Here is a 25,452-nt window from a genome sequence, read left to right as displayed (position 1 = left end):
CGCGGGGCTTGCCCCCGGCCCCGCCTGCGGGCAACAAGGCGCGGCGACCCTCCGTGAGGCCCCGATGCGCCTGATCCTGCTGCGCCACGCCCCCAGCCTGTCCGGCGGCCTTCTGGCCGGGCGGCGCGACGTGCCGGCCGGTTGCGGCGACCGGGCAACGCTGTCGCGCCTTGCCGCGCGGATCGCCGCGGATGCGGCGGATGCGGACGTGCTGGTCAGCCCCGCGCTGCGCTGCCGGCAGACGGCAGAGGCCTTGGGCCTGACTCCCGACCGGCTGGAACCGGCCCTGTGGGAGCAGGACCTGGGCGCGTGGGAGGGGACCGATCCCGCCCGCCTGCCCGACCTGGGTCCCCTGTCGTCCGACGCGCTGGCCCGGCATCGCCCGCCGGGCGGAGAGAGCTTCACCGACATGGCCGCGCGGGTGAACCCGGTCCTGGCCGCGCTTGACCGCGACACGGTGGTCATCGCGCATGCCGGAACGGTGCGGGCGGCGCTGTCCATGGTGGTCGGCCCGGCGGCGCTGTCCTTTTCAGTCGCGCCCCTGTCGATGACGGTGCTGCGCCGCGCCGGGGCTGATTGGGCGGTGGACGGCGTCAACCTGACCTGGGGGGCCTAGGGGCATGGCGGCGCTGGCGGCCCTGGCCCTGATCCTCGATGCGCTGATCGGCTGGCCCGACACGCTGTTCCGCCGGATCGGGCATCCGGTGACCTGGCTGGGCCGGCTGATCACGGCGCTGGACCGGGGCCTGAATCGCGGACCGATGCGACGGGCGCGCGGCGCACTGACGGTCGTCTTGGTGGTCGTGGCGGCGGCTTTGCCCGCGGCGCTGATCCAGGCCTGGGCCGGGCCCTGGGTCGCGGCGGTGCTGGCCTGGCCCCTGGTCGCGGCGCGTTCGCTGGATCAGCATTTGCGCGCGGTGGCGCGCCCCTTGGTTGTGGGCGATCTGCCGGGTGCGCGGGCCGCGACGGCGATGATCGTGGGGCGGGACGTGACGCGGGCCGATGCGGCCGCGCTGTCCCGCGCCAGCCTGGAGAGCCTGTCGGAGAATGCCAGCGACGGCATCATCGCGCCGCTGTTCTGGGCGGCGGTGGCCGGACTGCCCGGCATCGCGGCCTACAAGGCGATCAACACGATGGATTCGATGATCGGCCACCGCACCCCGCGCCACGCCGATTTCGGCATGGTCGCGGCGCGGCTGGACGATGCGGTGAACGTGATCCCGGCGCGGCTGACGGCGGTGCTGATCGCGCTGGCCGCCGGGCTGCGGGCGGGGGCCGCGCTGCGGGTGGCGTGGCGCGATGCTGGGGCGCACCGCTCGCCCAATGCGGGCTGGCCCGAAGGGGCGATGGCGGGGGCGCTGGCCGTACGGCTGTCGGGACCGCGCGTCTACGCCGACCGGATCGCGGAGGAGCCATGGCTGAACGGGGCCGCCCCCGATCCGGGCGCGGCCGACCTCTGGCGCGGAATCGCGCTGATCCGCCGCGCCTGCCTTCTGGCGGGCGCGGCATTGATCGGCGTCGCGGTGCTGCAGGCGGGTTAGGCCGGGATTTCGGTCACCTCGACCCGCTGCACGCGCAGTTCGGCCGCGGTGGTCGTGGTCAGGAAGGCCACGTCGGTCGCATCGCGCCCCACCGCGACCAGCGCCATGCGATCGGCCCGCGCCATGCCGGTCGGATCGACCAGATGCCAGTCGCCCGCCAGATAGACCTGCACCACCGCGTGGAAATCGGGCGGCGACACGTCGGGCGCGTAGACGCTGGCGATGCGCGCGGGGATCTGCGCGGCGCGACACAGCGCGATCAGCAGATGGGCATAGTCGCGGCAGACGCCGCGCCGGTCCAGGAACGTGTCCGCCGCCGTGGTGTCGCCGGTGCTGGCCCCCGAGACGTAGTCCAGGTTGCGTTCGACCCAATCGCGCATGGCGGCGACCAGCCCGCCGCCGGTCAGCCCGGAAAAGCGCGACCCGGTGAAATGGGTGAACCGCTCCGCCTGGCAATAGCGCGACGGCAGCAGATAGCGCAGCGCATCGCCCGGCATGTCCTCGACCGCGACGGCGGCCAGCGCGTCCAAGTCGGGACAGGGCCGCGTCACCTGGACCTCGGCCGAATAGCGGCAGGTCAGCCCCTCGGACACGCGCAGCACGATGCGCTCGCCGATGCCCTCCTCGCCGGGGACGCGGGCCAGCTTCTGGGGCTGGCCCAAGTCGATGTCGGTGCGGTTCAGGACCTGCCCCGCGACGCCCGCCGCCTCGATCAGCAGCAGCGCCGGACCGGGGGTCTCCAGCGCGTAGTCCAGCGTCACGTCGATCTTCATCCGCATCGGCGGGGTCTCCTGTCAGGGGGCGGTGGGTCGGGGTCTGTCGCGAAAGGCGCCAGCGATGGCGGGCCGGGCGCGGATTGTCAATCGCCCCGAGGGCGCAAAGGTTCCCGTGCCGCGCGCGGCTCAGCCGGCATCGGGCCGCGCATGCGGCGGGTCCAGCCGCAGGCTGACGCCGAACCGGGCGCCGCCTTGGTCGGACACGCCATGGGTCAGCCGTCCGCCCATCTGCTGGACATAGACCAGGCAGATCTGCATCCCCAGGCCGGTCAGCGCCTCGGGGTCGAAATCCGCGGGCAGGCCCGGCCCGTCGTCGGACAGGGTCAGCGTCAGCATTCCCGCATCATGCGACAGCTCCAAGGCCAGGGCGGGCGTGGTGCCGGGGCGCGCATGCTTGACGGCATTGCCGATCAGCTCGGCCAGGATCTGGCCGATCGCGGCCGCCTGCCCCGCCGGCACGCGCAGCGCCGACGGCACGCGGTCGGTCACCGTGATCGGCGCATTCAGCGCCTGCGCCAGGTCCGACGACAGCGTGGTGAGATAGTCGGACAGGCGGATGTCGCGGCTGGAGGGGTTCAGATGCAGCTGGTCATGCACCCGGGCCAAGGTCGCGATGCGGTTGGCGGCCCCGCTCAGCTGCGATCCGGCGGGCCCGCCGGCGTGCAGGCGCGCCTGCATCCGCAGCAGCCCGATGACGGCGGCAAAGCTGTTCTTTACCCGGTGGTCGATCTCTCCCATCAGCACCTGCTGACGCGCGATCTGCTCCTCCAGCTGCAGGCGGACCTGCACGGTGTCGGTCACGTCGCGCGACACGGCCATGATCCAGACGACGCGTCCGGTGGCGTCGCGCACCGGCGACACGGTGACATGCCACCAGCGGTGGGCACCCTTGGCGGTCGGGCAGAAGGCCTCGAACCGGGCGATGCGCCCTGCGCGGGCCTCGTCCATCGCGTGATGCAACTGCGCCTCGGCCTCAGCAGGCCACAGCGCGGGCCAGGGCTGGCGGGCGAATGTGCCGAAGTCATCGATCTCCATCGCGCACAGGCCGTTGCCGTTCATGAACTGCAGCGCCCCGTCCAGATCCAGCAGCTTGATGCAGTCGGGCGACGCATCCAGAACCGACATGGCGAATCCTGCCTCGGCCCCGACCAGCAGGTTCAGCGCTTGAAGGTTTGGATCGACGACAGCCATGATGCGGCGGAACCCCTTGATGCAAAACGGATCGGTCCACCACAAAGGGTGCGACCCCTGTCGCGTGATGTGGCCCGCGGTCCCCCGCCGTCAACCCGATAGCGTCACGCTAAACAAAAGTTAGCAACGCGCCGGGCGTCAGGCCAGGGGTTTCGTCACCGCAAGCGCCCGCATCGCATGCGACAGCCCGTCCGCCAGCGGCAGCAGATCGGCCTGCAGCGCGTGATAGATGTCGGGCTTGCCGCGGAACTGCCCGTCCACGGGGCGCCCCCCCGCGTCCAGCTCCGGGAACCAGCCGCCCTGCTGATGATCGATCAGCGCCCTATCGGCAAAGCCCCACAGCCGCGCGTACCAGTCGCGATCCGCCGGACGCGGCTCCAGCTTGATCAGCGCCGCCAGCGCGCCGATCGCCTCGGTCACGGGCCACCAGTAGCGATCGGGAACCCCCACGCGGTCGCCCTGCATCGTATAGGCCAGCCCGCCGCCCGGCTCCTGCCAGGCATCGGCCAGCGCCCGGTCGACCAGCGCGCGCGCCCGGTCGGGCGTGCCGTCCGCGGGCCTGCCGGCCAGGTCCCACCATTGCAGCGACAGGCGCGCCATCTCGAAGCTGTGGCCCGGCGTGGTGCCCGCGGGCCGGAACATCGGATCGCCCGCATAGGCTGGGTCGGGCCGCCAGTCGGCATCGTAATGCTCGGGGATCCGCCAGTCATGGGCGGCCGCCTGTCCGGGGATGAAAAAGACCAGGATGCGCCCCGCACGCTCCAGAAAGCGCGCATCGCCCGTGGCCTCATGCGCGGTCAGCAGCGCCTCGACCCCGTGCATGTTCGCATTCATGCCGCGATAGGTCGAGAAGACCTGCCAGTCGCGGGTGAACTCGTCGCGAAAGAGGCCCGCATCCTCGTCCCAGAAATGGCGGTCCAGCACCTGCGTGATGTCGGCCAGCAGGCGGTCCGCGTCGGGATGGCCCGCCATGCGCGCGCTGGCCGCGGCCAGCAGGACGAAGACATGCCCATAGGCCAGCTTTGGCGCGTCCGCAGGCGCGTCGCCGACCAGCCCCCAGTGATAGCCGCCATGGTCGCGGTCGCGATGGCGCTCCCAGAGGGCGCGCATGCCGTGGTCGATCACGCCGGCGTGGTCGGGCCGCCCGGCGGCCTGGGCCAGCGCATAGGAATGGACCATGCGCGTGGTGACGTGCAGCTCCTGCCGGTCGCCAGGCAGCGGCGTGCCGTCATGGTCCAGCGCATGAAAGCCGCCGCCGGGGCGCAGGCCGGCATCGAAGAAGTCCAGCGCGCGGCGGGCATCGGCCACCAGGAAGGCAGGGTCGGTTGGGGTCATCGGATCACCTTTTGCGCAAAGCGTCGGCCAGAGCCGAGCCGAAGGCGCCCTGCCCCGTGGTCTGCGGCCCGGCCTGGGTGGCGCGGGGCTTGCCCTTCGGGGCGTCGGGACGGGCGGGACGGTCGGAGGGGGCGTTGTCCTTGCGCATGGTCAGGCCGATGCGCTTTCGAGGCACGTCGACCTCGGTCACGCGGACGCGGACCACGTCGCCGGCCTTGACCACCTCGTGGGGGTCACGCACGAAGCGGTCGGCCAGCTGGCTGACATGGACCAGCCCGTCCTGATGCACGCCGATATCGACGAAGGCGCCGAAGGCCGCGACATTGGTTACCGTCCCCTCCAGCGACATGCCGGGGCGCAGATCGCCGATCGCCTCGACCCCCTCGGCGAATGTCGCGGTGACGAAACCGGGGCGCGGGTCGCGGCCGGGTTTCTCCAGCTCCGACAGGATGTCGCGCACGGTGGGCAGGCCGAATTCCTCGGTCACGAAATCCTGCGCCCGCACCGATTTCAGCACCGCGCTGTCGCCCATCAGCGACCGCAGATCGCGCCCGCAGGCCGCCACGATCCTGCGCGCGACGCCGTAGGCCTCGGGGTGGACGGCGGAGGCGTCCAGCGGCTCGGTCCCCTGGACGCGCAGGAAGCCCGCGCATTGCTGGAACGCCTTCGGCCCCAGCCCCGCGACCTTCTTCAGCGCCGCGCGGGACGGAAAGGCCCCCGTGGCATCCCGATGCGCGACGATGGCCTGGGCCAAGGACGGCCCCAAGCCCGCCACATGCGTCAGGAGCGCCGCGGAGGCCGTGTTCAGATCGACGCCGACCGCGTTCACGGCATCCTCGACCACGGCCTCCAGCGACTTGGCCAGCTGGCGCTGATCCACGTCATGCTGATACTGACCGACGCCGATCGACTGCGGCGGCACCTTGACCAGCTCGGCCAGCGGGTCCTGCAACCGCCGCGCGATGCTGACCGCGCCGCGGAGGGACACGTCCAGGTCCGGGAACTCCTTCGCGGCCAGTTCGGATGCGGAATAGACCGAGGCCCCGGCCTCGGACACGATGACCTTGGTCGGCGCCTTGACGCCCTTGGGCAGGCGCTTCAGCACATCGGCGACCAGACGCTCGCTCTCGCGGCTGGCGGTGCCGTTGCCGATGGCGATCAGGTCGACGCCGTGCCGGGCGATCAGCGCGGCCAGCGTGGCCTCGGCCCCGCGCAGGTCGTTCCTGGGCTGAAACGGATAGATGGTCGCGGTGTCCAACAGCTTGCCGGTCCCGTCCACGACCGCGATCTTGCAGCCGGTGCGGATGCCGGGGTCCAGGCCCAGGGTCGCGCGCGCCCCGGCGGGCGCGGCCAGCAGCAGGTCGCGCAGGTTGCGGGCAAAGACCTGGATCGCCTCGGCATGGGCGCGCTGGCGCAGCTCGGTCAGCAGATCGACATACATCGTGTTCGACAGCCGCACCCGCCAGGCCCAGGCCGCGACCCCGCGCAGCCAGTCGGCGCCCGGCCCCTGCCCGACCGCGCCCAGACCCCGCGCCACGATGCCCTCGGCCCGCGCGGTGCCGGTCTCGGGTTCGGGGGCGATCTCGATGGTTACGACCTCCTCCTTGGCGGCGCGCAGGATCGCCAGGGCGCGATGGCCGGGAATGGCCGACCAGCCCTCGGAATGGGCGAAATAGTCGCTGAACTTGGCGCCCGCCTCCTCCTTGCCGGGCACCACGCGCGCGGCGATCACCGCATTGCCGCGCATGAACTCGCGCAGCGGTCCCAGGACCTCGGCGTTCTCCGACAGCTCCTCGACCAGGATGTCGCGGGCGCCGTCCAGGGCGGCCTTGGGGGTCTCGACCGCCTCGGACAGATAGGCCGGTGCCAGGCTTGCCGGGTCACGCGACGGGTCGGCCTGAATCGCGCGCAGCAGCGGCTCCAGCCCGTTCTCGCGCGCGATCATCGCCTTGGTGCGGCGCTTGGGCTTGAAGGGCAGATAGATGTCCTCCAGCGCGGCCTTGGTCTCGGCCGCGCCGATGGCGCGGGCCAGATCGTCGGTCAGCCTGCCCTGATCGCGGATCGAGCCCAGGATCGCCGCGCGCCGCGCCTCCATCTCGCGCAGATAGGCCAGCCGTTCGGACAGGGTGCGCAGCTGCGTGTCGTCCAGCCCCCCGGTCGCCTCCTTGCGATAGCGCGCGACGAAGGGCACGGTCGCGCCCCCGTCCAGCAGGTCGGCGGCCGCCGTGACCTGGGCGGGGCTGGCCCCGATCTCGGTCGCGATCTGGCGGGCGATGCGGGTGGCGGTCGGGGCGGAGAGTTCCATCGGGCGGGCCTTCGGTCGGTGTCTTGCCCGCCCTCTCTAGACCGTGCCGCCCGGCTCGCCAAGCGGGCTGTCCGGCCGGTCGGCGGACAGCTCCGGCATGCGCAGCACCTCGCCCGCGACCGACTTGCCCACGACGCTGTCGCGCACCGCCCGGCGCAGCGCGGCGGATCGCTTCAGCAGCCGGCGGAAGCCCGTCTCGTCCAGCACAAGCAGCGTCGTGGGGGTGATCGCGCGCACCTCGGCCCGGCGGATGCGGCGGGTCAGCACGCCCAGCTGGCCGAACATCTCGCCCCGGCCGATGCGGGCGGTCTGGCCCGCGACCTCCTGCTCGACCGCGCCGGAGGCCACGAAGAAGACCGATCGCGCGGGCGTGTCCTTGCGCGTGATCACATGGCCCGCATTGACATAGCGCGTGCGGATCTCGCGGCCCAAGCGCTTCAGCTCGGCATCGTCCAGATCGGCGAACAGCGGGAATTGCCGCACGACCTGATCCTTGCGCAGCGCCAGATCCAGCTTGGGGCGGTTCTCGGTCTGCTGACGGCGGCGGCGCAGGTCGTCCATCAGCTGGATATGCACCTCGGCGCCGATCAGGCCGTCGTCGCGCAGGGCGTTATACTCGCGCTCCTCCAGACGCAGCGCGGTGCGGCGGATGAAGCGGCGCTCCAGCTCCTCGGCATAGCCGGGGAACTGGAGGCGCAAGCCCTCCAGCGCGGTCTCGACCGCCTCGATGCGCCTCTGCAGCAGCTCGTGCAGCAGCTCGGCCACGCGGCGGCCGTGGATGCGGCGGATGCGCCGGTCGATGAACCCGTGAAGATCGCGCAGGATCAGGCGCTTGGCCAGCAACATCTCGAACCGGTCCGCGGTCATGCGGCCTAGCGGTCCGGGCAGGTTCAGGCGGTTGCGCAGGAAGGCCGCCACGCGGAAGGCGGGCCCATAACGCAGGTTGCGTCGGGCCGCCCGCTGATAGCCGGTGCGCCCGCCCGACCGCGCGCCCTCGATCACCCGGTCGGCGTCGAACAGCGCCTGCTCGGACAGCCGGGCCGAGATCGCGCGCTCGCGAAAGCGCTGGACGATCATCTCGCGCTCATGCGCGGCCAGCGCGATCAGGCCCAGGGTGATGCGGTCGCGGTCCAGGATCTCGGCGGTGTCCTCGGCCTCGGCGGCCTCGACGGCGGTGTCAAGGCGCGCGGCAAAGCGCTTGGCCTCCGAGCGCACCGTCTCTCGCGCCAGGTCGTATTTCTCGGTGACCGAGGCCACCCCCTCGCGCACCGTCTGCAGCGCCACGGCGACGACCTGGTTCGACAGCGCCCGGTCCAGCGGCGACAGCTTGTCCAGACCCAGGAGGCCGATCACCGTGCGCAGCGTGGTGCCCTGCACGATCAGCGTGAACAGCGTGAAGCCGGTGGCCAGGATGCCCACGACGCGCTTGGTCTCGACCGGCACGCGCAGGTTCTCGGTCACGGCCAGCGCCAGGGCCAGCGTGACGGCACCGCGCAGGCCCCCCCACATGATCGCCACGCGGTAAGGTCGCTGGATGCGCGGCGACAGGCGCAGCGCGGTCAGCATGGGCAGCAGCCCGAAGAGGATCAGCGCCCGCGCGACGAAGGCCGCCCCGATGACCACGCCGATCAGGGCCAGGTCGTTCAGGCGCAGCTCGCCCAGAAGGCGGGGGATCAGCAGCGCCGCCAGGATGAAGATCAGCGCGCCCGCCCAATGCGCCAAGAGGCCCCAGACCTCGCGCAGGTTCGTCCAGAATCCGGGCGTCAGCCGCCCCGGCCCCATCAGGTTCAGCGTCAGGCCCGCCACCACCACCGCGATGACGCCGGACGCGTGCAGCAGCTGTTCCGCCCCGACATAGGCCAGATAGGGTGCCGCGACCGAGACCGAGATCTGCGCCAGTTCGAACCCGCTGAAGAGGCCCATCAGCGCCAGCGCGATGCGCGCGACCAGCCAGCCCGCCACCACCCCGCCGACGATCAGGCCGGGAAACTGTCCCAGGGCCTCGCCCAGGCTGGGGTTGGGCACGCCCAGCATCACATAGGACAGGAACAGCCCGAACAGCGCGATGGCTGCGGCGTCGTTCAGCAGCGCCTCGCCCTCGACGATGCGCGACAGGCGCTTGGGCGCCGAGAGGCTGCGGAAGATGGTGACCACGGCCGACGGATCGGTCGTCGAGACGATCGCCCCGATCAGCAGCGCCGCCATCAGCGGCAATCCGCCGAAGGCCGACAGCGCATAGCCGATGGTCAGCGTCGCCACCACGACCGCCACCACCGCCAGTGTCAGGATGGGGACCCAGTCATCCATCATCCGCCGGATGTTCATCTCCAGCGTGGCCTGGAAGATCAGCGTCGGTAGGAAGACGTAGAGAAAGACGCTGGACCGGATGGGCAGCGACAGGATGCCCTCGGCGATCGGGTTCAGCGTTGCGAAGAGGTCGGTCCGCAGCAGGATGATCGCGCCGCCGCCGATGATAATGCCGACCGCCGCCAGCATCACGCTGAAGGGCAGCGACAGGCGCGCGGCCAGCGGTTCGGCCGCCGCGATGATCAGGAACAGGAACGCGGTAAACGTCGTCAGCAGAACGATATCCATGCCCCGTGGATAGAGGCGCGCCCCCGGACATGGAAGATGGGCCGCGCCGTGCAGCGGCGATTTTCCCGCGCCCTGACGGGGATGTGAGTCACCGGCGGCCCGGCCGACCGGCGGGGGTTGAAAACCCGTCGCGCCACGCACAGGTCAGCAGTCCGGCGCGGCGATGCCGCCGCCATCCCTTTCGGGCCCGTCATGGCCCCATCCTTGAGCAAGACCAGAAGAAAGGAGGACCGCATGTCCTCGATGTTCGACCCTGTGACCCTCGGCGCGGTGACGCTGCGCAACCGCATCGTCATGGCGCCGCTGACCCGCGCGCGCGCGGGCGACGTGCGCGTTCCCAACGACCTGATGGTCGAATATTACAGCCAGCGCGCCACCGCCGGGCTGATCCTGTCGGAAGCCACCAGCATCATGCCGATGGGCGTGGGCTATGAAGCGACGCCGGGCATCTGGAACGACGCGCAGATCGCGGGCTGGTCCAAGGTCACCAAGGCCGTGCACGAGCGCGGCGGCCTGATTTTCCTGCAGCTGTGGCATGTCGGGCGCATCTCGGACCCGCAGCTTCTGGGCGGACAGCTGCCCGTGGCACCCTCCTCGATCCAGCCGGCGGGCCATGTCAGCCTGCTGCGCCCCAAGCGGCCCTACGTCACCCCCCGCGCCCTGACCACCGAGGAGATCCCCGGCATCGTCGAGGCCTATCGCCAGGCGGCCGAGAATGCGCGTCACGCGGGCTTCGACGGGGTCGAGATCCATGCCGCGAACGGCTATCTGATCGACCAGTTCCTGCAGGACCGCAGCAACACCCGCCAGGACCAGTACGGCGGCAGCATCGAGAACCGCGTCCGCTTCCTGAACGAGATCACCGATGCGGTCATCGGGGTCTGGGGCGCCGACCGGGTGGGCGTGCATCTGGCGCCGCGCGGCGACAGCCATGACATGGGCGACAGCGACCCGCGCGCCCTGTTCACGCAGGTCGCCCGCGACATGCGCCAGCGCGGCGTGGCCTTCCTGTTCCTGCGCGAGCATCCGGCCGAGGACAGCCTGCTGGACGCGATCCGCGACGCCTTCGGCGGCCCGGTCATCGCCAACGAGGGCCTGACCCGCGAGAGCGCCGCCGCCCTGCTGGCGGAGGAACGTGCCGATGCGGTCTCGTTCGGGCGCGACTTCATCGCGACGCCGGATCTGGTGGAGCGCTTCCGCCGCGACCTGCCGCTGAACGAGCAGAACCCCGCCACCTTCTACGGCGACGGGGCCGAGGGCTATACCGACTATCCGACCGCGACCCAGATCGCGGCCGAGTGACCGGGCGGGCGGGGGCCGATGGTCCCCGCCCCCTTTCGGTCAGCCGCCGTTGCGGCTGGAGAAGTCCGCGGGCCGTCCGGTGGTGGGCAGCTCGGTCACGGTGACGATGTCATCGGCGGACAGGCCGCGGCGGACCAGCTCCCGCGTCTCCAGCAGATCGCCCGCGCGACGCTCGACGGTCATGACGTCGGAGGCGGACTTCATCAGTTCGGGGCGCTCGTTCATGCTCATCGCCAGCGAGGGCATGGCGGCGAACGAGATCACGGCGGCGGCAAGGGAAAGACGGATCATGGATAGTCTCCTTCTGAGGTGAGGGATCGTCGCGATCCATGCAGACAGACACGGGCCGCACGCCCGCGATGGTGCAGCCCCGCACGCAACCGTGTTCACGCCACGAAAAAGGGGCGGCCCGAAGGCCGCCCCCTGTCCGTCCGGTCACCCGGTCAGCAGCTGTAGTACATCGCGTATTCGATGGGATGGGGGGTATGCTCATAGGCATGGACCTCTTCCCATTTCAGGGCGATGTAGCCCTCCAGCTGGTCGCGGGTGAACACGTCGCCCTGCAGCAGGAAGTCCATGTCCTTCTCCAGCTCCTCCAGCGCCTCGCGCAGGCTGCCGCAGACGGTCGGGATCTCGGCCAGCTCCTCGGGGGGCAGGTCGTAGAGGTCCTTGTCCGAGGCCGGGCCGGGATCGATCTTGTTCTTGATGCCGTCCAGGCCGGCCATCAGCAGCGCCGCGAAGGCCAGATAGGGGTTCGCTGCCGGATCGGGGAAGCGGGCCTCGACGCGCTTGGCCTTGGGGCTCTCCGTCCACGGGATGCGCACGCAGCCCGAGCGGTTGCGGGCCGAGAAGGCGCGCAGCACGGGGGCTTCGAAGCCCGGGATCAGGCGCTTGTAGCTGTTGGTCGAGGGGTTCGTCAGCGCGTTCAGCGCCTTGGCATGCTTCAGGATGCCGCCGATGAAGTACAGCGCCTCCTGCGACAGGTCCGCATACTTGTCGCCCGAGAACAGCGGCTTGCCGTCCTTCCAGATCGACATGTTGACATGCATCCCCGAGCCGTTGTCGCCCTTCATGGGCTTGGGCATGAAGGTGACCGACTTGCCGTAGGCATGGGCCACGTTGTGGATGACGTACTTGTACTTCTGAATGTTGTCCGCCTGCTCGACCAGGCCGCCGAAGATCAGGCCCAGCTCGTGCTGGCAGGTCGCGACCTCATGGTGGTGCTTATCGACCTTCATGCCCATGCGCTTCATAGTTGACAGCATCTCGCCGCGGATGTCCTGGGCGGTGTCGATCGGGTTGACCGGGAAATAGCCGCCCTTGTGGGCCGCGCGGTGGGCGGTGTTGCCCATCTCGTATTCCGTGTCGGTGTTCCAGGCGGCGTCGGCCGCGTCGATCTGGAACGACACCTTCTGCGGCGTCACCGAATAGCGCACGTCGTCGAAGATGAAGAATTCGGCCTCGGGGCCGAAATAGGCCGCGTCGCCGATGCCCGACGCCTTCAGATAGGCCTCCGCCTTGGCGGCGGTGCCGCGCGGGTCGCGCGAATAGGGCTCGTTCGTGTCCGGCTCGACCACGTTGCAATGCACGCAGAGGGTCTTCTCGGCATAGAACGGGTCGATATAGGCCGATGCCGGATCGGGGATCAGCTTCATGTCCGACTGGTCGATCGACTTCCAGCCCGCGATGGAGCTGCCGTCGAACATGAAGCCTTCCTCGAAGAAGTCCTCGTCGACCAGGTCGCGGTCCAGCGTCACGTGCTGCAGCTTGCCCTTGGGATCGGTGAAGCGAACGTCGACATAGGCGACATCCTCGTCCTCGATCAGCTTCAAGACATCCTTGATTTTCATCTCTTCCCTTCCTTCTCAGTCACGACCCGGCCTCACGGTCTGGCACGGGCCGCAGGAGTTCCTTTGTGGGCGGCGCGGATCAGACCGCGTCGTCGCCGGTTTCGCCGGTGCGGATGCGGATCGCCTGCTCGACCGGCATCACGAAGATCTTGCCGTCGCCGATCTTCTCGGTCCGGGCGGCCGCGACGATCGCCTCGATGGCGGCGTCGACCTGATCGTCGGGCAGCACCATCTCGATCTTCACCTTGGGCAGGAAGTCGACCACATATTCGGCGCCGCGATAAAGCTCGGTATGGCCCTTCTGACGACCGAATCCCTTGACCTCGGTCACGGACAGGCCCTGCACGCCGACTTCCTGCAGCGCCTCCTTCACGTCGTCCAGCTTGAACGGCTTGATGATCGCCTCGATCTTCTTCATCGCAATTGATCCTTCCTCGCGGCTTGCCTGTCGCCTGCTTGGCGCGTTTGATGAACCGCGTAAATGCGCCAGCGCGAAGTTGGACCCCGTCAGGCCGCCCCACTGGCCCATCTGCCCATAATTTGCACAGACAGCCCAAGGATTAGTCACAGATCATGCTCGAAGGCCCTGAAATCGTCACCTGCGCCCAAATGCGCGCCATGGAATCCGCCGCGATGGGCAGCGGCGCGATATCGGGGCTGAACCTGATGACGCGGGCCGGCCGCGCCGTCGCGGACCGGATCCGCCTGCGCTGGCCGCGGGCCGGGCGGGCGGTGGTCCTGTGCGGTCCGGGCGCCAATGGCGGCGACGGCCACGTAATCGCCCGGCATCTGGCGCAGGCGGGCTGGACGGTCGACGTGCTGGGCCTGCCCCCGCGGCCCGGCTCTGACGCGGCGGCAGCGCGCGCGCAATGGCCGGGGCCGGTCCTGCCGCTGACCCGCGCGGCACTGCGCGCCCTGCCCGATGCCGATGTCTATGTCGACGCGATCTTCGGCACCGGCCTGACCCGCCCGCCGGAGGGAGAGGTCGCGGCCCTGCTGCGCCATCTGGGCGGCGACGACGTCCTCTATCGCCCGCGCCTGGTCGCGGTGGACGCGCCGAGCGGGCTGTGCCTGGACAGCGGCGTGGTTCTGGGCTCTGGGCGGGGCGCCCTGCCCGGACACGCGCTGCGCGTCGCGATGACCGTCACCTTCGACAGCCCCAAGCCCGGCCACCTGCTGGAGCACGGCCCGCAGCTCTGCGGCCGCCTGATCGTCGCCGATATCGGGCTGGAGCCCTTCCGCGTGCAGGGCGCGCGCGGCCTGCGTCCGGCGCATCTGACGGCGCTGTGGCCGCCGCTGGACGTGCCGGACCGTCGCCGCCCGCAGGGGTCTGACAGCCAGGGGCCGTGGCTGCGCAAGGAGCAGTCCAAGGGCGGGCACAAGTTCGCGCACGGATCGGCGCTGATCGTGGCGGGCGGCGCGGGGTCGGGCGGCGCGGCACGGCTGGCGGCGCGCGCGGCGCTGCGGGTGGGCGCAGGGCTGGTGACGCTGGCCCCGCCACGGGACGCGATGCCGGAACATGCCCTGCCCCCCGACGCGCTGATGCGGCGGGCGGTGGATCAGGCCGATGACCTGGCGTCCGCGCTGGCGGACCGGCGGCCCCTGGCGCTGTGTCTGGGGCCGGGCTGCGGCGTCGATCGGGCGGCGGCGCTCCTGCCCGCAGCGGTGGCGGCGGGACGCCCCGCGGTGCTGGACGCCGACGGCCTGACCGCGCTGGCGCATACGCCCCGCGCCCTGCCCCCGGGCTGGGTGCTGACCCCGCACGGGGGCGAGTTCGCGCGCCTCTGCCCCGATCTGGCCGAGGCGCTGCGCCGCGACGATCCGCCCCACGCCAAGCCGGAGATCCTGCGCGAGGCGGCGGTGCGGCTTGGCGCGGTCGTCATCCTCAAGGGGCCGGACACGGTGGTGGCCGATCCCTCGGGCCGGGCGGCGATCCATTCCGACCCGCTGATTCCCTGGCTGGCGACGGCAGGCGCGGGCGACGTACTGGCGGGGCTGATCACCGGGCTGTTGGGGCGGGGGATGCCCGCCTTTTCCGCCGCCTGCCTGGGCGTCCGGCTGCACGCGCAGGCTGCGCGCCGCTTTGGCCCGGGGCTGATCGCCGATGACCTGATCGACACCCTGCCTCGCGTGCTGGCAGACTGGCCGGACACGGATCGAGCCGACAGGCCTTGACGCCGCCCGCCCTTGGAGGGATGTATCGCGCATCGTGATGCGCCCGTCTGGCGGAATTGGCAGACGCACCAGATTTAGGTTCTGGCGCCGAAAGGCGTGGGGGTTCAAGTCCCTCGACGGGCACCACGATGCCTTCCCGACATGACAGCGATTGCGACAGGGGGACGGTGGTCGGAGTGGAGGGATTCGAACCCCCGACATCCTGGTCCCAAACCAGGCGCGCTACCAGACTGCGCTACACTCCGATTCCGGCGGGCGCCGTGGCGACCGGTTCCGACCGCATAGCGCAGCCGCGCGGTGGTGAAAAGCCCTAGCGGCAGGGCCAGGCGGCGGTTTCCTGCGGCACGTCGGGATGAGCCAGCACCTGACCCGCGCGCAGGCCAAGACGCGCTGCCTCGCCGCCCGCGATCTCCAGGACAAGCAGCCGATCGCGGTCCGGATCGCCCACGGCCGCACCGGGAACAGGTGTCTCGTCCAGCGGGCGGGCATTGGCATGGATGTGGCGAATCACGCCACGCGCGTCGGCAAAGACCATGTCCAAGGGAATCAGCGTGTTGCGCATCCAGAAGCTGACGGGCTGCGGGCGCGGATAGACGAACAGCATCCCCGTCCCCGCCGGCAGGTCGCGGCGGAACATCAGGCCTCGGGCCCGCAGGGCCTCGGTATCGGCCAGCTCGGTCGCGAAGGACAGCGCCCGGTCGTCCGACAGCCGGATCAGCGTGCGGTCGTCGCGGCACTCGGCGGTCGGCTGCGGCTGGACCACGTCCTGCGCCGCTGCGGGACCGGCCCCCACCAGCAGAAGCGCAAGAATGGCGGACAGGCGCATCACGCCCTATTCCGCGACATGGGCGAGACCGTCGTCGGCCGATCCGCCCGACGCGTCGTCGCGGGCGGGCAGGCCGCTGTCCCAGGCCGCGATCTGCGCCGCCATCAGGCCGCGCGGCCCCTCGACCACGCGCAGACAGATCGCCTCACCGATGGCAAGGTCGGCGAAACCGGAATGGCGCAGCACCTCGATGTGGATAAAGACGTCATCGGCATGACCGAAGATGTTGGCGAAACCGAAGCCCTTGGATTTGTCGAACCACTTCACGCGCGCGGGGCGAAGGGGAAGGCTCTCGAGATGCTCGATGATCTCGATGTCCAGATCGGCGATGGGGGGCTGTCCGTCGCTTGGCGGCGGGTCGATCGAGACCACCTCGGCGGCCTGCACGCCGCGCTTGGTCTCTTGGACCATCACCGTGACCCGCGACTGGTCCGCGACCGAGCTGCGTCCGAAGTTCCGCAGCACATTTCCATGCAGAAGGATGTCGGTACCGCCTTGATCGTCAAGGATAAAGCCATATCCCTTGGACGGGTCGAACCACTTGACCAGCCCGGTCGCGAGTCTCAGGGTACCGTCGTCTGTCATAGCATTTCCGTCTTCGCGCATAACCGATAGCCCTCGACAGTAGACATGCCGTCCCCCGACTACAATATGGGACGGTGCGGGACATGGGGATCGGCAAAGATAAGCCGTTGACCGCCTATGTCGGGATCGTGATCGGCGACGTCAAGGTCACGGGGACAGCCGCCGCACCTGCCAGCCGTCCGCCTGATCGCGGGTCCAGAAGAAGCGGTCGTGCAGGCGGAAGGCGCCATCGGCCCAGAACTCGATCTGCACCGGCGCGATGCGGAAGCCGCCCCAGAACGGCGGCCGCTTGGGCGCGGTGCCGTGGCGCAAACCGACCTTGGCGACCTCGGCCACCAGCGCCGCGCGGCTCTCCAGCGGCTGCGACTGGCGCGAGGCCCAGGCCCCCAGCCTGCTTTGCAATGCGCGGCTGTCGTAATAGGCGTCGGCCTGCGGCCCGTCCTCGCGGGTGACGGTGCCTCGCACGCGAATCTGGCGGGCCAGCGACTTCCAGTGCATCACGAAGGCCGCCTTGCCGGTCGCGGCGATCTGGCGGCCCTTGGCGCTGTCGTAGTTGGTGTAGAACACGAAGGAGCCGTCGGTCCCCTGCCCGTCGATCTCCTTCAGCAGCACCATGCGCACATCGGGCAGCCCGTCGGCATCGACGGTGGCCAGCGCGATGGCGTTGGGGTCGTTCGGCTCGCTCGCGCGCGCTTCCTCCAGCCAGGCGCGGGCGATGTCGAACGGGTCGTCGCCCGCGAAGAGTCCAGTCCGATCCGCCATGGCGCGTTCCTTGTGCTTGCTGCGACAGGGCAGTTGCCCTAATCACCTTGGAAACGGTTGAAAGCGCGGGGGACAGGACATGTCAAGCGAGCAGAGGCCCGGCCTGATGGCCGGCAAGCGCGGTCTCATCATGGGGCTGGCCAACGACAAGTCGATTGCCTGGGGCATCGCCAAGGCGCTGGTCGCCGAAGGGGCGCAGCTGGCCTTCAGCTATCAGGGCGACGCCCTGAAGAAGCGCGTCGATCCGCTGGCGGCGCAGCTGGGATCGGACCTGGTCCTGCCCTGCGACGTCTCGGACGAGGGCTCGATCGACCGGCTGTTCGCGGATCTGGGCGCGGCCTGGGACGGGCTGGACTTCGTGGTCCACGCCATCGGCTTTTCCGACAAGGAACAGCTGCGCGGCCGCTATGCGGAAACGACGCGCGACAACTTCCTGATGACGATGGACATTTCCGTCTATTCCTTCACCGCCGTGGCGCGTCGCGCCGCCGCGATGATGACGGATGGCGGCTCCATGCTGACGCTGACCTATTACGGCGCCGAGCGGGTCATGCCGCATTACAACGTCATGGGCGTCGCCAAGGCCGCGCTGGAGGCCTCGGTCCGCTACCTGGCCGAGGATTTCGGCAAGGACGGCATCCGCGTGAACTCCATCAGCGCCGGTCCGATCAAGACGCTGGCCGCCAGCGGCATCGGCGATTTCCGCTACATCATGAAGTGGAACGAGCTGAACTCCCCGCTTCGTCGCAATGTCACGCAGGAGGATGTCGGCAATTCGGCCCTCTACCTGCTGTCGCATCTGGGCGGCGGCGTGACCGGAGAGACGCATCATGTCGATGCGGGCTATCATGTCGTCGGCATGAAGGCCGTGGACGCCCCCGACATCGCGACCGTCAAGAAGGACTGACCGGCCATGACGGCGCATGCCCTGCTGGCCATCTGGCTGGTGCATCTGGCGGCGGCCGTCTCTCCGGGTCCGGCGGTGGTGCTGGCCGCGCGCACCGGGCTGCGCCACGGCTTCGGCCGGGGTGCATGGCTGGCCGTGGGGCTGGGCCTGGGCGCCTGCATCTGGGCCTGCGCGGCGATGTTCGGGCTGGCCGTGCTGTTCCGCGTGGCCCCCGCCCTGCTGGTCGCGCTGAAATATGCGGGCGCGGCCTATCTGCTGTGGCTGGCCTGGAAGATGTGGCACGCCGCGGCCGAACCGCTGGCGATGGACGCGCCCGATGCCCATGCCCGCAGCGCCGCGGGCCTCGTTTGGCAGGGCATCGCCACGCAGCTGGCCAATCCGAAACCCGCGGTGTTCTTCGGCACGATCTTCCTGACCTTCCTGCCGCCGCAGGCCCCACTCTGGGGCTACGGCGCCATCCTGGCGCTGATCTTCGTGAACGATGCGGGCTGGAACGTGATCGTCGCGCGCATCTTTTCGCTGGAACGCACGCGCCGGGGCTATATGAGCCTCAAATCCGTCATCGACCGCATCTTCGGCGGGCTGCTGGCCCTGATGGGCGTCAAGCTCGCCGCCACCTGAGGAGAGATCCATGTCATCCGAACGCCTTCCCCATGAAAAGGGCTTCCATGTCAGCTGGGACCAGCTGCACCGCGACGCCCGCGCCCTGGCCTGGCGCCTGGACGGGACCGAATGGCGCGCCGTGGTCGCGGTGACGCGCGGCGGTCTGGTCCCCGCCATGATCGTCGCGCGCGAGCTGGACATCCGCACGATCGACACGATCTCGATCCGCTCCTACAAGGGCGTGGGCTCGGAGGCGGGACAGGGTCAGCTGGAGGTCCTGAAGCGCCCGGACGACGCGCTGATGATGGGCGATGGCGAGGGCATCCTGGTCGTGGACGACCTGGTCGATTCGGGCCGCACGCTGGAACTGATCAGGCAGATGTATCCCAAGGCGCATCTGGCGACCGTCTATGCCAAGCCCAAGGGCAAGCCGATGGTCTCGACCTGGGTGACCGAGGTCAGCCAGGATACCTGGATTTTCTTCCCTTGGGACATGGCGCTGCAGTATGTCCAGCCGTTTCGCGGCGAAGACTGACGCCAATTCAACATCTTGCGCCCCCGCTCTTGGTTCGGTGACCGGGGCGGGGGAACCTGTTCTCCTGCCTGCGCATTGTGCACCCAATAGCGGATCGCACGGTCCGTCCGCAGAAACAGGAGATGACAAGATGCGTAAGCTGCTTTTGACCACCACCCTTGCCCTGCCCCTGACCTTCGGCGCCGCGCTGGCGCAGGATACCGCCGCACCGGCGGCCGATCCCGCCGCAGGCACCATGGAAACAGCGCCGATGACCGATGCGGCAGCCGATCCGATGGCCACCGATGCTGCCGCCGAAGGCGAAGCCGATGACGCCGCCGCAGCCGCTGCCGCCGCCGAAAAGGTTGAGGTCGAGCAGGCCGCCAACGAATGGCGCGTCGACTGGATTACCGGCGCCTCGGTCACCGCGCCTGATGGGACCGACATCGGCTCGATCACCGACCTGATCGTCGATGGCGACACCGGCATGATGAAGGCCGCAATCATCGGCGTGGGCGGTTTCCTCGGCATCGGCGAGAAGCAGATCGCGCTGCCGTGGACCGATCTGGTCATCAACTCGGACGCGCAGGAGATCACCAGCGACCTGACCCGCGAGGAGGCCGAGGCCGCGCCGGAATACGTCTTCCGTGATCAGGCCGCCGCAGCTGGCGACATGGTCAGCGATCCGGCAGCCGACCCGGCGATGGCACCCGCCGCCGATCCGATGGCGACCGAGCCTGCGGCCGATCCGATGGCGACTGGCACCACCGATGCCATGCCGGCCGACGGCACGACCACGGAAACCGCGCCCGCGAACTGAACCCGGGTCTGATATCAGACAAGCGGCGGCCCCTCGGGGCCGCCGTTCTGCTGTCAGCCGTTGCCCCGAACGAAGCGCGTCGCGTCCTCGGCGGCACGCTGCAGGGCGCGGCTCTTGTTGACGGTCTCCTGGAACTCGGCCTCGGGGTCGCTGTCATAGACGACGCCGCCGCCCGCCTGGATATACAGGGCCTGATCCTTGATCACCCCGGTGCGCAGCGCGATGCACATGTCCATCTCGCCATTGGCGGCGAAATAGCCGACCGCGCCGCCATAGACGCCGCGCTTCTCCGGCTCCAGTTCGTCGATGATCTGCATGGCCCGGACCTTGGGCGCACCCGAGACCGTCCCCGCGGGCAGACCGGCCAGAAGCGCCGACAATGCATCTTCGCCCTCACGCAACTCTCCCACGACATTCGACACGATGTGCATGACATGGCTGTAGCGTTCGATGACGAACTGCTCGGTCGGGCGCACGGTGCCGGGGCGCGCTACGCGGCCCACATCGTTCCGGCCCAGATCCAGCAGCATCAGATGCTCGGCCAGCTCCTTCTGGTCGGAGAGCAGATCGGCCTCCAGCGCCCGGTCCTCCGCCTCGTCCGCGCCGCGCGGGCGGGTGCCGGCGATGGGACGGATCGTGACCTCGCCGTCGCGCAGGCGCACCAAGATCTCGGGGCTGGCGCCCACGATCTGGAAGCCGCCCATGTTCAGGAAGAACATGAAGGGCGACGGATTCGTGCGCCGCAGGCTGCGGTAAAGCGCGAAGGGCGGCAGCGGAAAGTCCATCCGCCAGCGCTGGCTGGGCACGACCTGGAAGATGTCGCCCGCCCGGATATAATCCTTGGCCCGCTCGACCGCGGCTAGATAATCGGGCTTGGAGAAGTTCGACTGCGGCGTGCCGATGCGGCCCGCCTCGCCCAGGGCGCGCGGCTCGGAGGGCTGGCGGTCCAGCGATCGCAGCGCGTCCATCACCCGTTCGCCCGCCCGCGCATAGGCCGCACGCGCATCGCCCCCGTCATGCCAGGCGGGCGCACACAGCGTCACCTCGCCCTTGACCCCGTCCAGCACCGCAACGACCGACGGGCGCATCAGCATCGCGTCGGGCAGGTCCAGCGGGTCGGGGTTCACGTCGGGCAGATGCTCGACCAGGCGGATCATGTCATAGCCCAGATAGCCGAACAGCCCCGCCGCGACCGGCGGCACGCCTTCGGGCATGGTCTCGATCCGGCTCTCGGCGATCAGCGCGCGCAGGCTGTCCAGCGCCGGGCGCGGATCGTCCTGGAACGCGTCCGAGAACCGCGCCTGACGGTTCAGCCGGGCCTTGCCGTCGCGGCATTCCCAGACCAGATCGGGCTTCATGCCGACGATGGAATAGCGGCCACGGACCTCTCCGCCGGTCACGGATTCCAGCATGAAGCTCTGCGGCGCGGCCTCGGCCAGCTTCAGCATTAGGCTGACCGGCGTGTCCAGATCGGCCGCCAGCCGGATCGTGACCAGCTGGTTGCGGCCCGCATCCCATTCGGCCTGGAACTCGGCAAAGCCGGGGGTCATCTGCATCACTGAACCTGGGCGTTGATGGCGTTGATCGCGGCCTGATCCAGCGTCACGTTAACGCCGCGCTGCGCGTGCCGCACGAAATAGTCGAGCAGATCGACCTGCAGGGACTGGTCCAGCCGGGCGCGCACACCCTGCAGAACCTGCTCCGCATCGGGCTGGGACAGGTCGGCATCGGTGATGCCGTCCAGCCGGACCAGGAACACCCGGTCCTGCGCATCGACGACGCCCGCCTCGCCCGGCTCGGCCAGGGCGAAGGCCTCGGACAGCAGTTCCGGCGGCAGCCCGTCCATCCAGTCGCTGCGGGCCAGCCCGGTCTCGGGCGTCCAGTCATCGGCAGGTGCAGGGGCAGCCTCCGCATCGGCACCGGCTGCGGGCGCATCGGCCCCGGCCGCGCTTTCGGCGACGGCGGTCAGGCGCAGGTCTGCGGCCAGATCCAGCAGCTGACGCTGAACCTCGGCGCGGCGCCAGTCGGCCAGGACTTCGTCGCGGACCTCCTCGAAGGGGCGCAGCGTCGGCGGGACCAGCTCGTCCAGGCGCATGGCGAAGACACCCCCGTCGGCCAGCTCGAACAGCTGCGGAAAATCGCTGGTCAGGACCTGCGCCGCCTGCTCGCGGAAGGCCTCATAGCCCGCGATGCCGCCCTCCTCAGGGGTCGCCTCGGCAGTCCAGTCGATCTGGCCCAGCTCCATCTCGGTCTCTTGGGCCAGGTCCTCCAGCGTCGCGCCGCCGGCCAGCAGGTCCTCGAAATCGCCGCTGCGGTCGCGGATCTGGCGCGCGGCGGCCGACAGGGCCGCCTCGCCGCGCAGACCCTCCTGCGCGGCCTCGAAGGGGATGTCCACGGGGTCCAGGATCGCGTTCACCATATAGAGCGCGGGCCCCAGGTCGCTGTCCAGCGGACCCACGACGCCCGGCTGCTCCAGCGCAAAGACCTCGGGCGCGGCGGCGCCCAGATCGGCCTCGGTCACCTCGCCCAGATCGACATCGTCCAGCGTCAGGCCGCGCTGCACCACGAAGGCCTCGAAGGGCTGCGCGCCCGAGTCGATCTGATCGCGCGCGGCCTCGGCTTGGGCCGCGTCGGGAAAGACCAGGCGGCTGACCATGCGCCGTGCCGGGCGCTGGAACTGGTCGATGTTCTGCTCATAGGTGGCGCGCAGCGCGGCCTCGTCCAGCTGCACCTCGGAGGCCAGCATCTCGGGCGTGATCCAGGCATAGGTGATGCGGCGCGTCTCGGGCGCGGTGAAGCGCGCGTCGTTGGCCTCGTGCCAGGCACGCAGCGTCGCCTCGTCTGGCGTGGCGATCGGCTCGGGCAGGTCCGCCTCGGTCAGCTCGCGCCAGCTGAAGTCGCGCCGCTCCAGCAGCCAGCGCGCGGTCTGATCGACCATCGGCGCGGGCGCGGCGACGCCGCCGGTCACGGCGCGCTGCATCATCAGGCGCGCCTCGTCGTCGCGGACGGTGGCCTCGAAATCGGCCTCGGTGAGGTTCTCGCGGCGCAGCACCTCGGCATAGGCGGCGCGGTCGAAGGCGCCGTTCGGCCCCTGAAACGCGCCCGCCTGCATGATGGTCTGGGCCACGCGCTGATCGCCGACCGACACGCCGATGCGGCGCGCCTGTTCGGCCAGGGCCGCCGCGGCGATCAGGTTGGCCTGCACCGATTGCGGCAGCCCCATCGCTTGGGCCTGCTGCATGGTGATCTGCTGGCCGGTCTGCTGAGAGAAGGCGCGCAGCTCGCCCTGCAGGGCGCGGGCATAGTCGTCGGCGGTGATCTCGGTCTCTCCGACCGCGCCGATCCGGCTCGTCCCGCCCGAGAAGCTGGTGATGCCGAAGCCTCCCAGCCCCAGGACCATCAGACCCATCAGGATCCAGACAATGGTCGATTTGCCCTTGGTTCGCAGCTGTGACATGGCGCGGCCTTCCTCGTGGTCGTGTCCCGCCCGTCTTTAGGACGCGGGCGGGTTCGCCACAAGTGGATCAGACGGGCAGCGCGGCCAGCCTGCGCCCCAGCTCCGCGATGCCCGCGGCCTCGACATTGGCGAAGGCGATGCGCAGGTGGCGCGCGCCGGTCGGGTCGTCCGCGGGCGTGAACATCGTGCCGGGCAGCGCCAGCACCCCCGCCTCGCGCACCATGCGCCGCGCCAGATCGGCCGAGCCTTCGGCGAAGGGGTGCTCGACCCACGCGAAATAGGCCCCCGCGCTTTTCAGCCGCCACCCCGGCAGCGCACCGAGCGTTTCGGCCGCCGCCGCCCGTCGCGCCAGGATCTCGGCCCGCTCTCCGGCCAGCCAGCCGCCCAGGTTCGCCATGCCCCAGACCGCCCCGATCTGGCCCAGCTGCGAGGGCGAGATGGCCACCGTGTCCAGGAACTTCTCGACCTGCTCCAGCCGGTCCGTCCCCGCGATCACCGCGCCGACGCGATGCCCGGTCAGCCGATAGGCCTTGGAGAAGCTGTAGAGCTGGATCAGCACCCGGTCCCAGTCCGGGCGGGTCAGCAGGTCGTGAGGCGCGCCCTCGCGGCTGTCGAAGTCTCGATAGGTCTCGTCCACGACCAGCGCGATGCCGCGCGCCTGCGCCAGATCGAAGAACCGTCCCACCAGCTCGGCCGGATATTCCGCACCCGAGGGGTTGTTCGGCGTGACCAGCACGATGGCGCGGGTCGCGGGGGTGATCAGGGCCGCGGCGTCATCCGGGTCGGGCAGCATGTCCGCGCCGCAGGGCAGCGGCACGGTGGTGACGCCCGCCATGTCCAGCCACATCTTGTGGTTGAAATACCACGGCGTCGGCACGATCACCTCATCGCCCGCCCCCGCCAGCGTCGCCATGACCGAGCAGAAGGCCTGGTTGCAGCCCTGCGTGATCGCCACGTTCGCGGCACTCAGCGCCCCGCCATAGGCGGCCGAGAACTGCGCCGCCACCGCCTCACGCAGGTCGCCATTGCCCAGCACAGGACCATAGAGATGCGCCTCGGGCCGGTGCAGCGCGGCCTCGGCGATGGCCCGGCGCAGGCCCTCCGGGGGCGGATCGACGGGTGCGGCCTGGCTGACGTTGATCAGCGGGCGGTCGGGCGCGAAGGTCACGCCCGCCAGCCAGCGACGCGCCTCCATCACGGGCGGCGCGAAGGTGGCGGCAAGGGCGGGGTTCAGGGGATGCATGTCAGTTCCGTTTCAATCGGCGAAGGTCGGTGAGGTCGGGCGGCAGCGACAGGTCCAGCGCCGGGGCGGGCAGCGCAGGCGCCGCCCCCGCATCGGGCGCGTCGGGCGCAAGGCGCGGCGACGCATCGGCATCCGCCGGGGGCAGCGGGGCCGCCCTGTCGGCCGCGGGCGCGGCGTCCCTCCCCGCATCGGGCAGGCGCAGCGCCGGAGACGCCCCGTCCGCCGCGGGCGCGGGCTGGCCCGGCAGGCGGTCCACGGCCAGGGCCTCGGGGCGGGCGTTCTGCTGCGTCGCGGTGGCCGGCGCGGGTTCGTCCGCGGGCAGCGGCACGGCGACCGGATCGGTGGCGGGGCGCGGAGAGGCCGCGTTCGGCGCGGGCAGGCGCGGCGCGACATCGCCGCCGCGCCCGAACTCGGACCCGACCGGCAGGCCGACATCGACCGCCCCCGACGCGCCGCGCGGCAGGGGTGCCGTCAGTGACAGCCCGGCCAGCAGCACCGCCCCCGTCAGCGCGCCGCCCGCAAGCCCCCTCCAGAAACCGCCCGCCATGCCGAAATCCGTCCCGTCCGTCCGCCGTGATGCGCGACGACCGGCCGGTCTTGACCCCCGGTCGCGCTTTGGCCCATCTATAGCGGACGCTTTTTCCGGGGGAAACCGCCCCCTTCTT

At 70.3% G+C, this 25,452-nt stretch carries 23 protein-coding genes and 2 tRNA genes; 9 read left to right on the top strand and 16 right to left on the bottom strand.

Features of this window, described 5'->3' with window-relative positions:
* The first annotated feature begins 64 nt into the window (after positions 1 to 64).
* Positions 65 to 616 carry a histidine phosphatase family protein gene (locus AC2SGK_RS04185; protein WP_488322333.1) on the top strand — a complete coding sequence of 184 codons (552 nt, stop codon included), beginning with the start codon at positions 65 to 67 and terminating at the stop codon, positions 614 to 616.
* A 4-nt stretch (positions 617 to 620) separates the two neighbouring features.
* Positions 621 to 1,541: an adenosylcobinamide-phosphate synthase CbiB gene (gene cbiB, locus AC2SGK_RS04180; protein ID WP_488322332.1), complete on the top strand. Its 921-nt coding sequence runs from the start codon at positions 621 to 623 to the stop codon at positions 1,539 to 1,541.
* Here the strand turns inward: cbiB and AC2SGK_RS04175 are convergent.
* From AC2SGK_RS04175 to AC2SGK_RS04155, 5 genes are all read right to left on the bottom strand, one after another.
* Positions 1,538 to 2,320 (bottom strand): transglutaminase-like domain-containing protein, encoded by a 783-nt coding sequence (locus AC2SGK_RS04175; RefSeq protein ID WP_488322331.1) that lies wholly within the window; start codon positions 2,318 to 2,320, stop codon positions 1,538 to 1,540. The genes cbiB and AC2SGK_RS04175 overlap by 4 nt on opposite strands.
* A gap of 123 nt (positions 2,321 to 2,443) precedes the next feature.
* Entirely contained in the window at positions 2,444 to 3,508 is a 1,065-nt protein-coding gene (locus AC2SGK_RS04170) for a sensor histidine kinase (protein WP_488322330.1), read from the bottom strand.
* 138 nt (positions 3,509 to 3,646) lie between these two features.
* Positions 3,647 to 4,843 carry an AGE family epimerase/isomerase gene (locus AC2SGK_RS04165; RefSeq protein ID WP_488322329.1) on the bottom strand — a complete coding sequence of 399 codons (1,197 nt, stop codon included), beginning with the start codon at positions 4,841 to 4,843 and terminating at the stop codon, positions 3,647 to 3,649.
* A gap of 4 nt (positions 4,844 to 4,847) precedes the next feature.
* Entirely contained in the window at positions 4,848 to 7,148 is a 2,301-nt protein-coding gene (locus AC2SGK_RS04160; RefSeq protein WP_488322328.1) for a Tex family protein, read from the bottom strand.
* A gap of 36 nt (positions 7,149 to 7,184) precedes the next feature.
* A complete protein-coding gene (locus AC2SGK_RS04155) occupies positions 7,185 to 9,743 on the bottom strand; it encodes a cation:proton antiporter (RefSeq protein WP_488322327.1) in 2,559 nt (852 codons plus the stop codon).
* Positions 9,744 to 9,977: 234 nt separating this feature from the next.
* On the opposite strand from AC2SGK_RS04155, the gene AC2SGK_RS04150 reads away from it, so the two are divergent.
* Positions 9,978 to 11,045: an alkene reductase gene (locus tag AC2SGK_RS04150; protein WP_488322326.1), complete on the top strand. Its 1,068-nt coding sequence runs from the start codon at positions 9,978 to 9,980 to the stop codon at positions 11,043 to 11,045.
* Between the two features lie 39 nt (positions 11,046 to 11,084).
* Here AC2SGK_RS04150 and AC2SGK_RS04145 read toward each other — a convergent pair whose 3' ends face one another.
* From AC2SGK_RS04145 to AC2SGK_RS04135, 3 genes are all read right to left on the bottom strand, one after another.
* Positions 11,085 to 11,336: a hypothetical protein gene (locus AC2SGK_RS04145; RefSeq protein WP_488322325.1), complete on the bottom strand. Its 252-nt coding sequence runs from the start codon at positions 11,334 to 11,336 to the stop codon at positions 11,085 to 11,087.
* A 152-nt stretch (positions 11,337 to 11,488) separates the two neighbouring features.
* Positions 11,489 to 12,895, bottom strand: coding sequence for a type I glutamate--ammonia ligase (glnA, locus tag AC2SGK_RS04140; protein ID WP_488322324.1), 1,407 nt, complete (start codon positions 12,893 to 12,895; stop codon positions 11,489 to 11,491).
* A 79-nt stretch (positions 12,896 to 12,974) separates the two neighbouring features.
* A complete protein-coding gene (locus AC2SGK_RS04135; protein ID WP_136855822.1) occupies positions 12,975 to 13,313 on the bottom strand; it encodes a P-II family nitrogen regulator in 339 nt (112 codons plus the stop codon).
* A 191-nt stretch (positions 13,314 to 13,504) separates the two neighbouring features.
* Between AC2SGK_RS04135 and AC2SGK_RS04130 the strand changes: the two genes are divergently transcribed.
* On the top strand, positions 13,505 to 15,070 hold the full coding sequence (locus AC2SGK_RS04130) for an NAD(P)H-hydrate dehydratase (RefSeq protein ID WP_488322323.1): 1,566 nt from the start codon (positions 13,505 to 13,507) through the stop codon (positions 15,068 to 15,070).
* Positions 15,071 to 15,111: 41 nt separating this feature from the next.
* A tRNA-Leu gene (locus tag AC2SGK_RS04125) sits at positions 15,112 to 15,196 on the top strand.
* A gap of 42 nt (positions 15,197 to 15,238) precedes the next feature.
* Here the strand turns inward: AC2SGK_RS04125 and AC2SGK_RS04120 are convergent.
* The 4 genes from AC2SGK_RS04120 to pdxH all read right to left on the bottom strand — a co-directional run bounded on the left by AC2SGK_RS04120 (position 15,239) and on the right by pdxH (position 17,243).
* Positions 15,239 to 15,315, bottom strand: a tRNA-Pro gene (locus tag AC2SGK_RS04120).
* Between the two features lie 65 nt (positions 15,316 to 15,380).
* Positions 15,381 to 15,896, bottom strand: coding sequence for a DUF192 domain-containing protein (locus AC2SGK_RS04115; protein WP_488322322.1), 516 nt, complete (start codon positions 15,894 to 15,896; stop codon positions 15,381 to 15,383).
* 6 nt (positions 15,897 to 15,902) lie between these two features.
* The gene (locus AC2SGK_RS04110; protein WP_488322321.1) at positions 15,903 to 16,481 is read right to left on the bottom strand and encodes a cold-shock protein; all 579 of its coding nucleotides are present in this window, start codon (positions 16,479 to 16,481) and stop codon (positions 15,903 to 15,905) included.
* Positions 16,482 to 16,628: 147 nt separating this feature from the next.
* The gene (gene pdxH, locus AC2SGK_RS04105) at positions 16,629 to 17,243 is read right to left on the bottom strand and encodes a pyridoxamine 5'-phosphate oxidase (RefSeq protein ID WP_488322320.1); all 615 of its coding nucleotides are present in this window, start codon (positions 17,241 to 17,243) and stop codon (positions 16,629 to 16,631) included.
* A gap of 79 nt (positions 17,244 to 17,322) precedes the next feature.
* On the opposite strand from pdxH, the gene fabI reads away from it, so the two are divergent.
* The 4 genes from fabI (at position 17,323) to AC2SGK_RS04085 (ending at position 20,087) form a co-directional block, all read left to right on the top strand.
* Complete coding sequence (gene fabI / locus AC2SGK_RS04100; protein WP_488322319.1) at positions 17,323 to 18,150, top strand: enoyl-ACP reductase FabI; 828 nt, start codon at positions 17,323 to 17,325, stop codon at positions 18,148 to 18,150.
* Positions 18,151 to 18,156: 6 nt separating this feature from the next.
* Entirely contained in the window at positions 18,157 to 18,771 is a 615-nt protein-coding gene (locus tag AC2SGK_RS04095; protein WP_488322318.1) for a LysE family translocator, read from the top strand.
* A gap of 10 nt (positions 18,772 to 18,781) precedes the next feature.
* On the top strand, positions 18,782 to 19,288 hold the full coding sequence (gene gpt / locus AC2SGK_RS04090; RefSeq protein WP_411839378.1) for a xanthine phosphoribosyltransferase: 507 nt from the start codon (positions 18,782 to 18,784) through the stop codon (positions 19,286 to 19,288).
* A gap of 130 nt (positions 19,289 to 19,418) precedes the next feature.
* Positions 19,419 to 20,087: a PRC-barrel domain-containing protein gene (locus AC2SGK_RS04085; RefSeq protein ID WP_488322317.1), complete on the top strand. Its 669-nt coding sequence runs from the start codon at positions 19,419 to 19,421 to the stop codon at positions 20,085 to 20,087.
* Between the two features lie 53 nt (positions 20,088 to 20,140).
* Here AC2SGK_RS04085 and trpE read toward each other — a convergent pair whose 3' ends face one another.
* From trpE to AC2SGK_RS04065, 4 genes are all read right to left on the bottom strand, one after another.
* The gene (gene trpE, locus AC2SGK_RS04080; protein ID WP_488322316.1) at positions 20,141 to 21,643 is read right to left on the bottom strand and encodes an anthranilate synthase component I; all 1,503 of its coding nucleotides are present in this window, start codon (positions 21,641 to 21,643) and stop codon (positions 20,141 to 20,143) included.
* The gene (locus tag AC2SGK_RS04075; protein WP_488322315.1) at positions 21,643 to 23,544 is read right to left on the bottom strand and encodes a peptidylprolyl isomerase; all 1,902 of its coding nucleotides are present in this window, start codon (positions 23,542 to 23,544) and stop codon (positions 21,643 to 21,645) included. Before AC2SGK_RS04075 ends, trpE begins: the two co-directional genes overlap by 1 nt.
* A 67-nt stretch (positions 23,545 to 23,611) precedes the next feature.
* Positions 23,612 to 24,787: an aminotransferase gene (locus AC2SGK_RS04070; RefSeq protein ID WP_488322314.1), complete on the bottom strand. Its 1,176-nt coding sequence runs from the start codon at positions 24,785 to 24,787 to the stop codon at positions 23,612 to 23,614.
* Position 24,788: 1 nt separating this feature from the next.
* The gene (locus AC2SGK_RS04065; RefSeq protein ID WP_488322313.1) at positions 24,789 to 25,334 is read right to left on the bottom strand and encodes a hypothetical protein; all 546 of its coding nucleotides are present in this window, start codon (positions 25,332 to 25,334) and stop codon (positions 24,789 to 24,791) included.
* Positions 25,335 to 25,452: the final 118 nt, after the last annotated feature.

This window comes from Paracoccus sp. NIOT.M2S5SZ12 (assembly GCF_057748165.1).
This window is presented reverse-complemented; position numbering and strand designations above follow the sequence as displayed.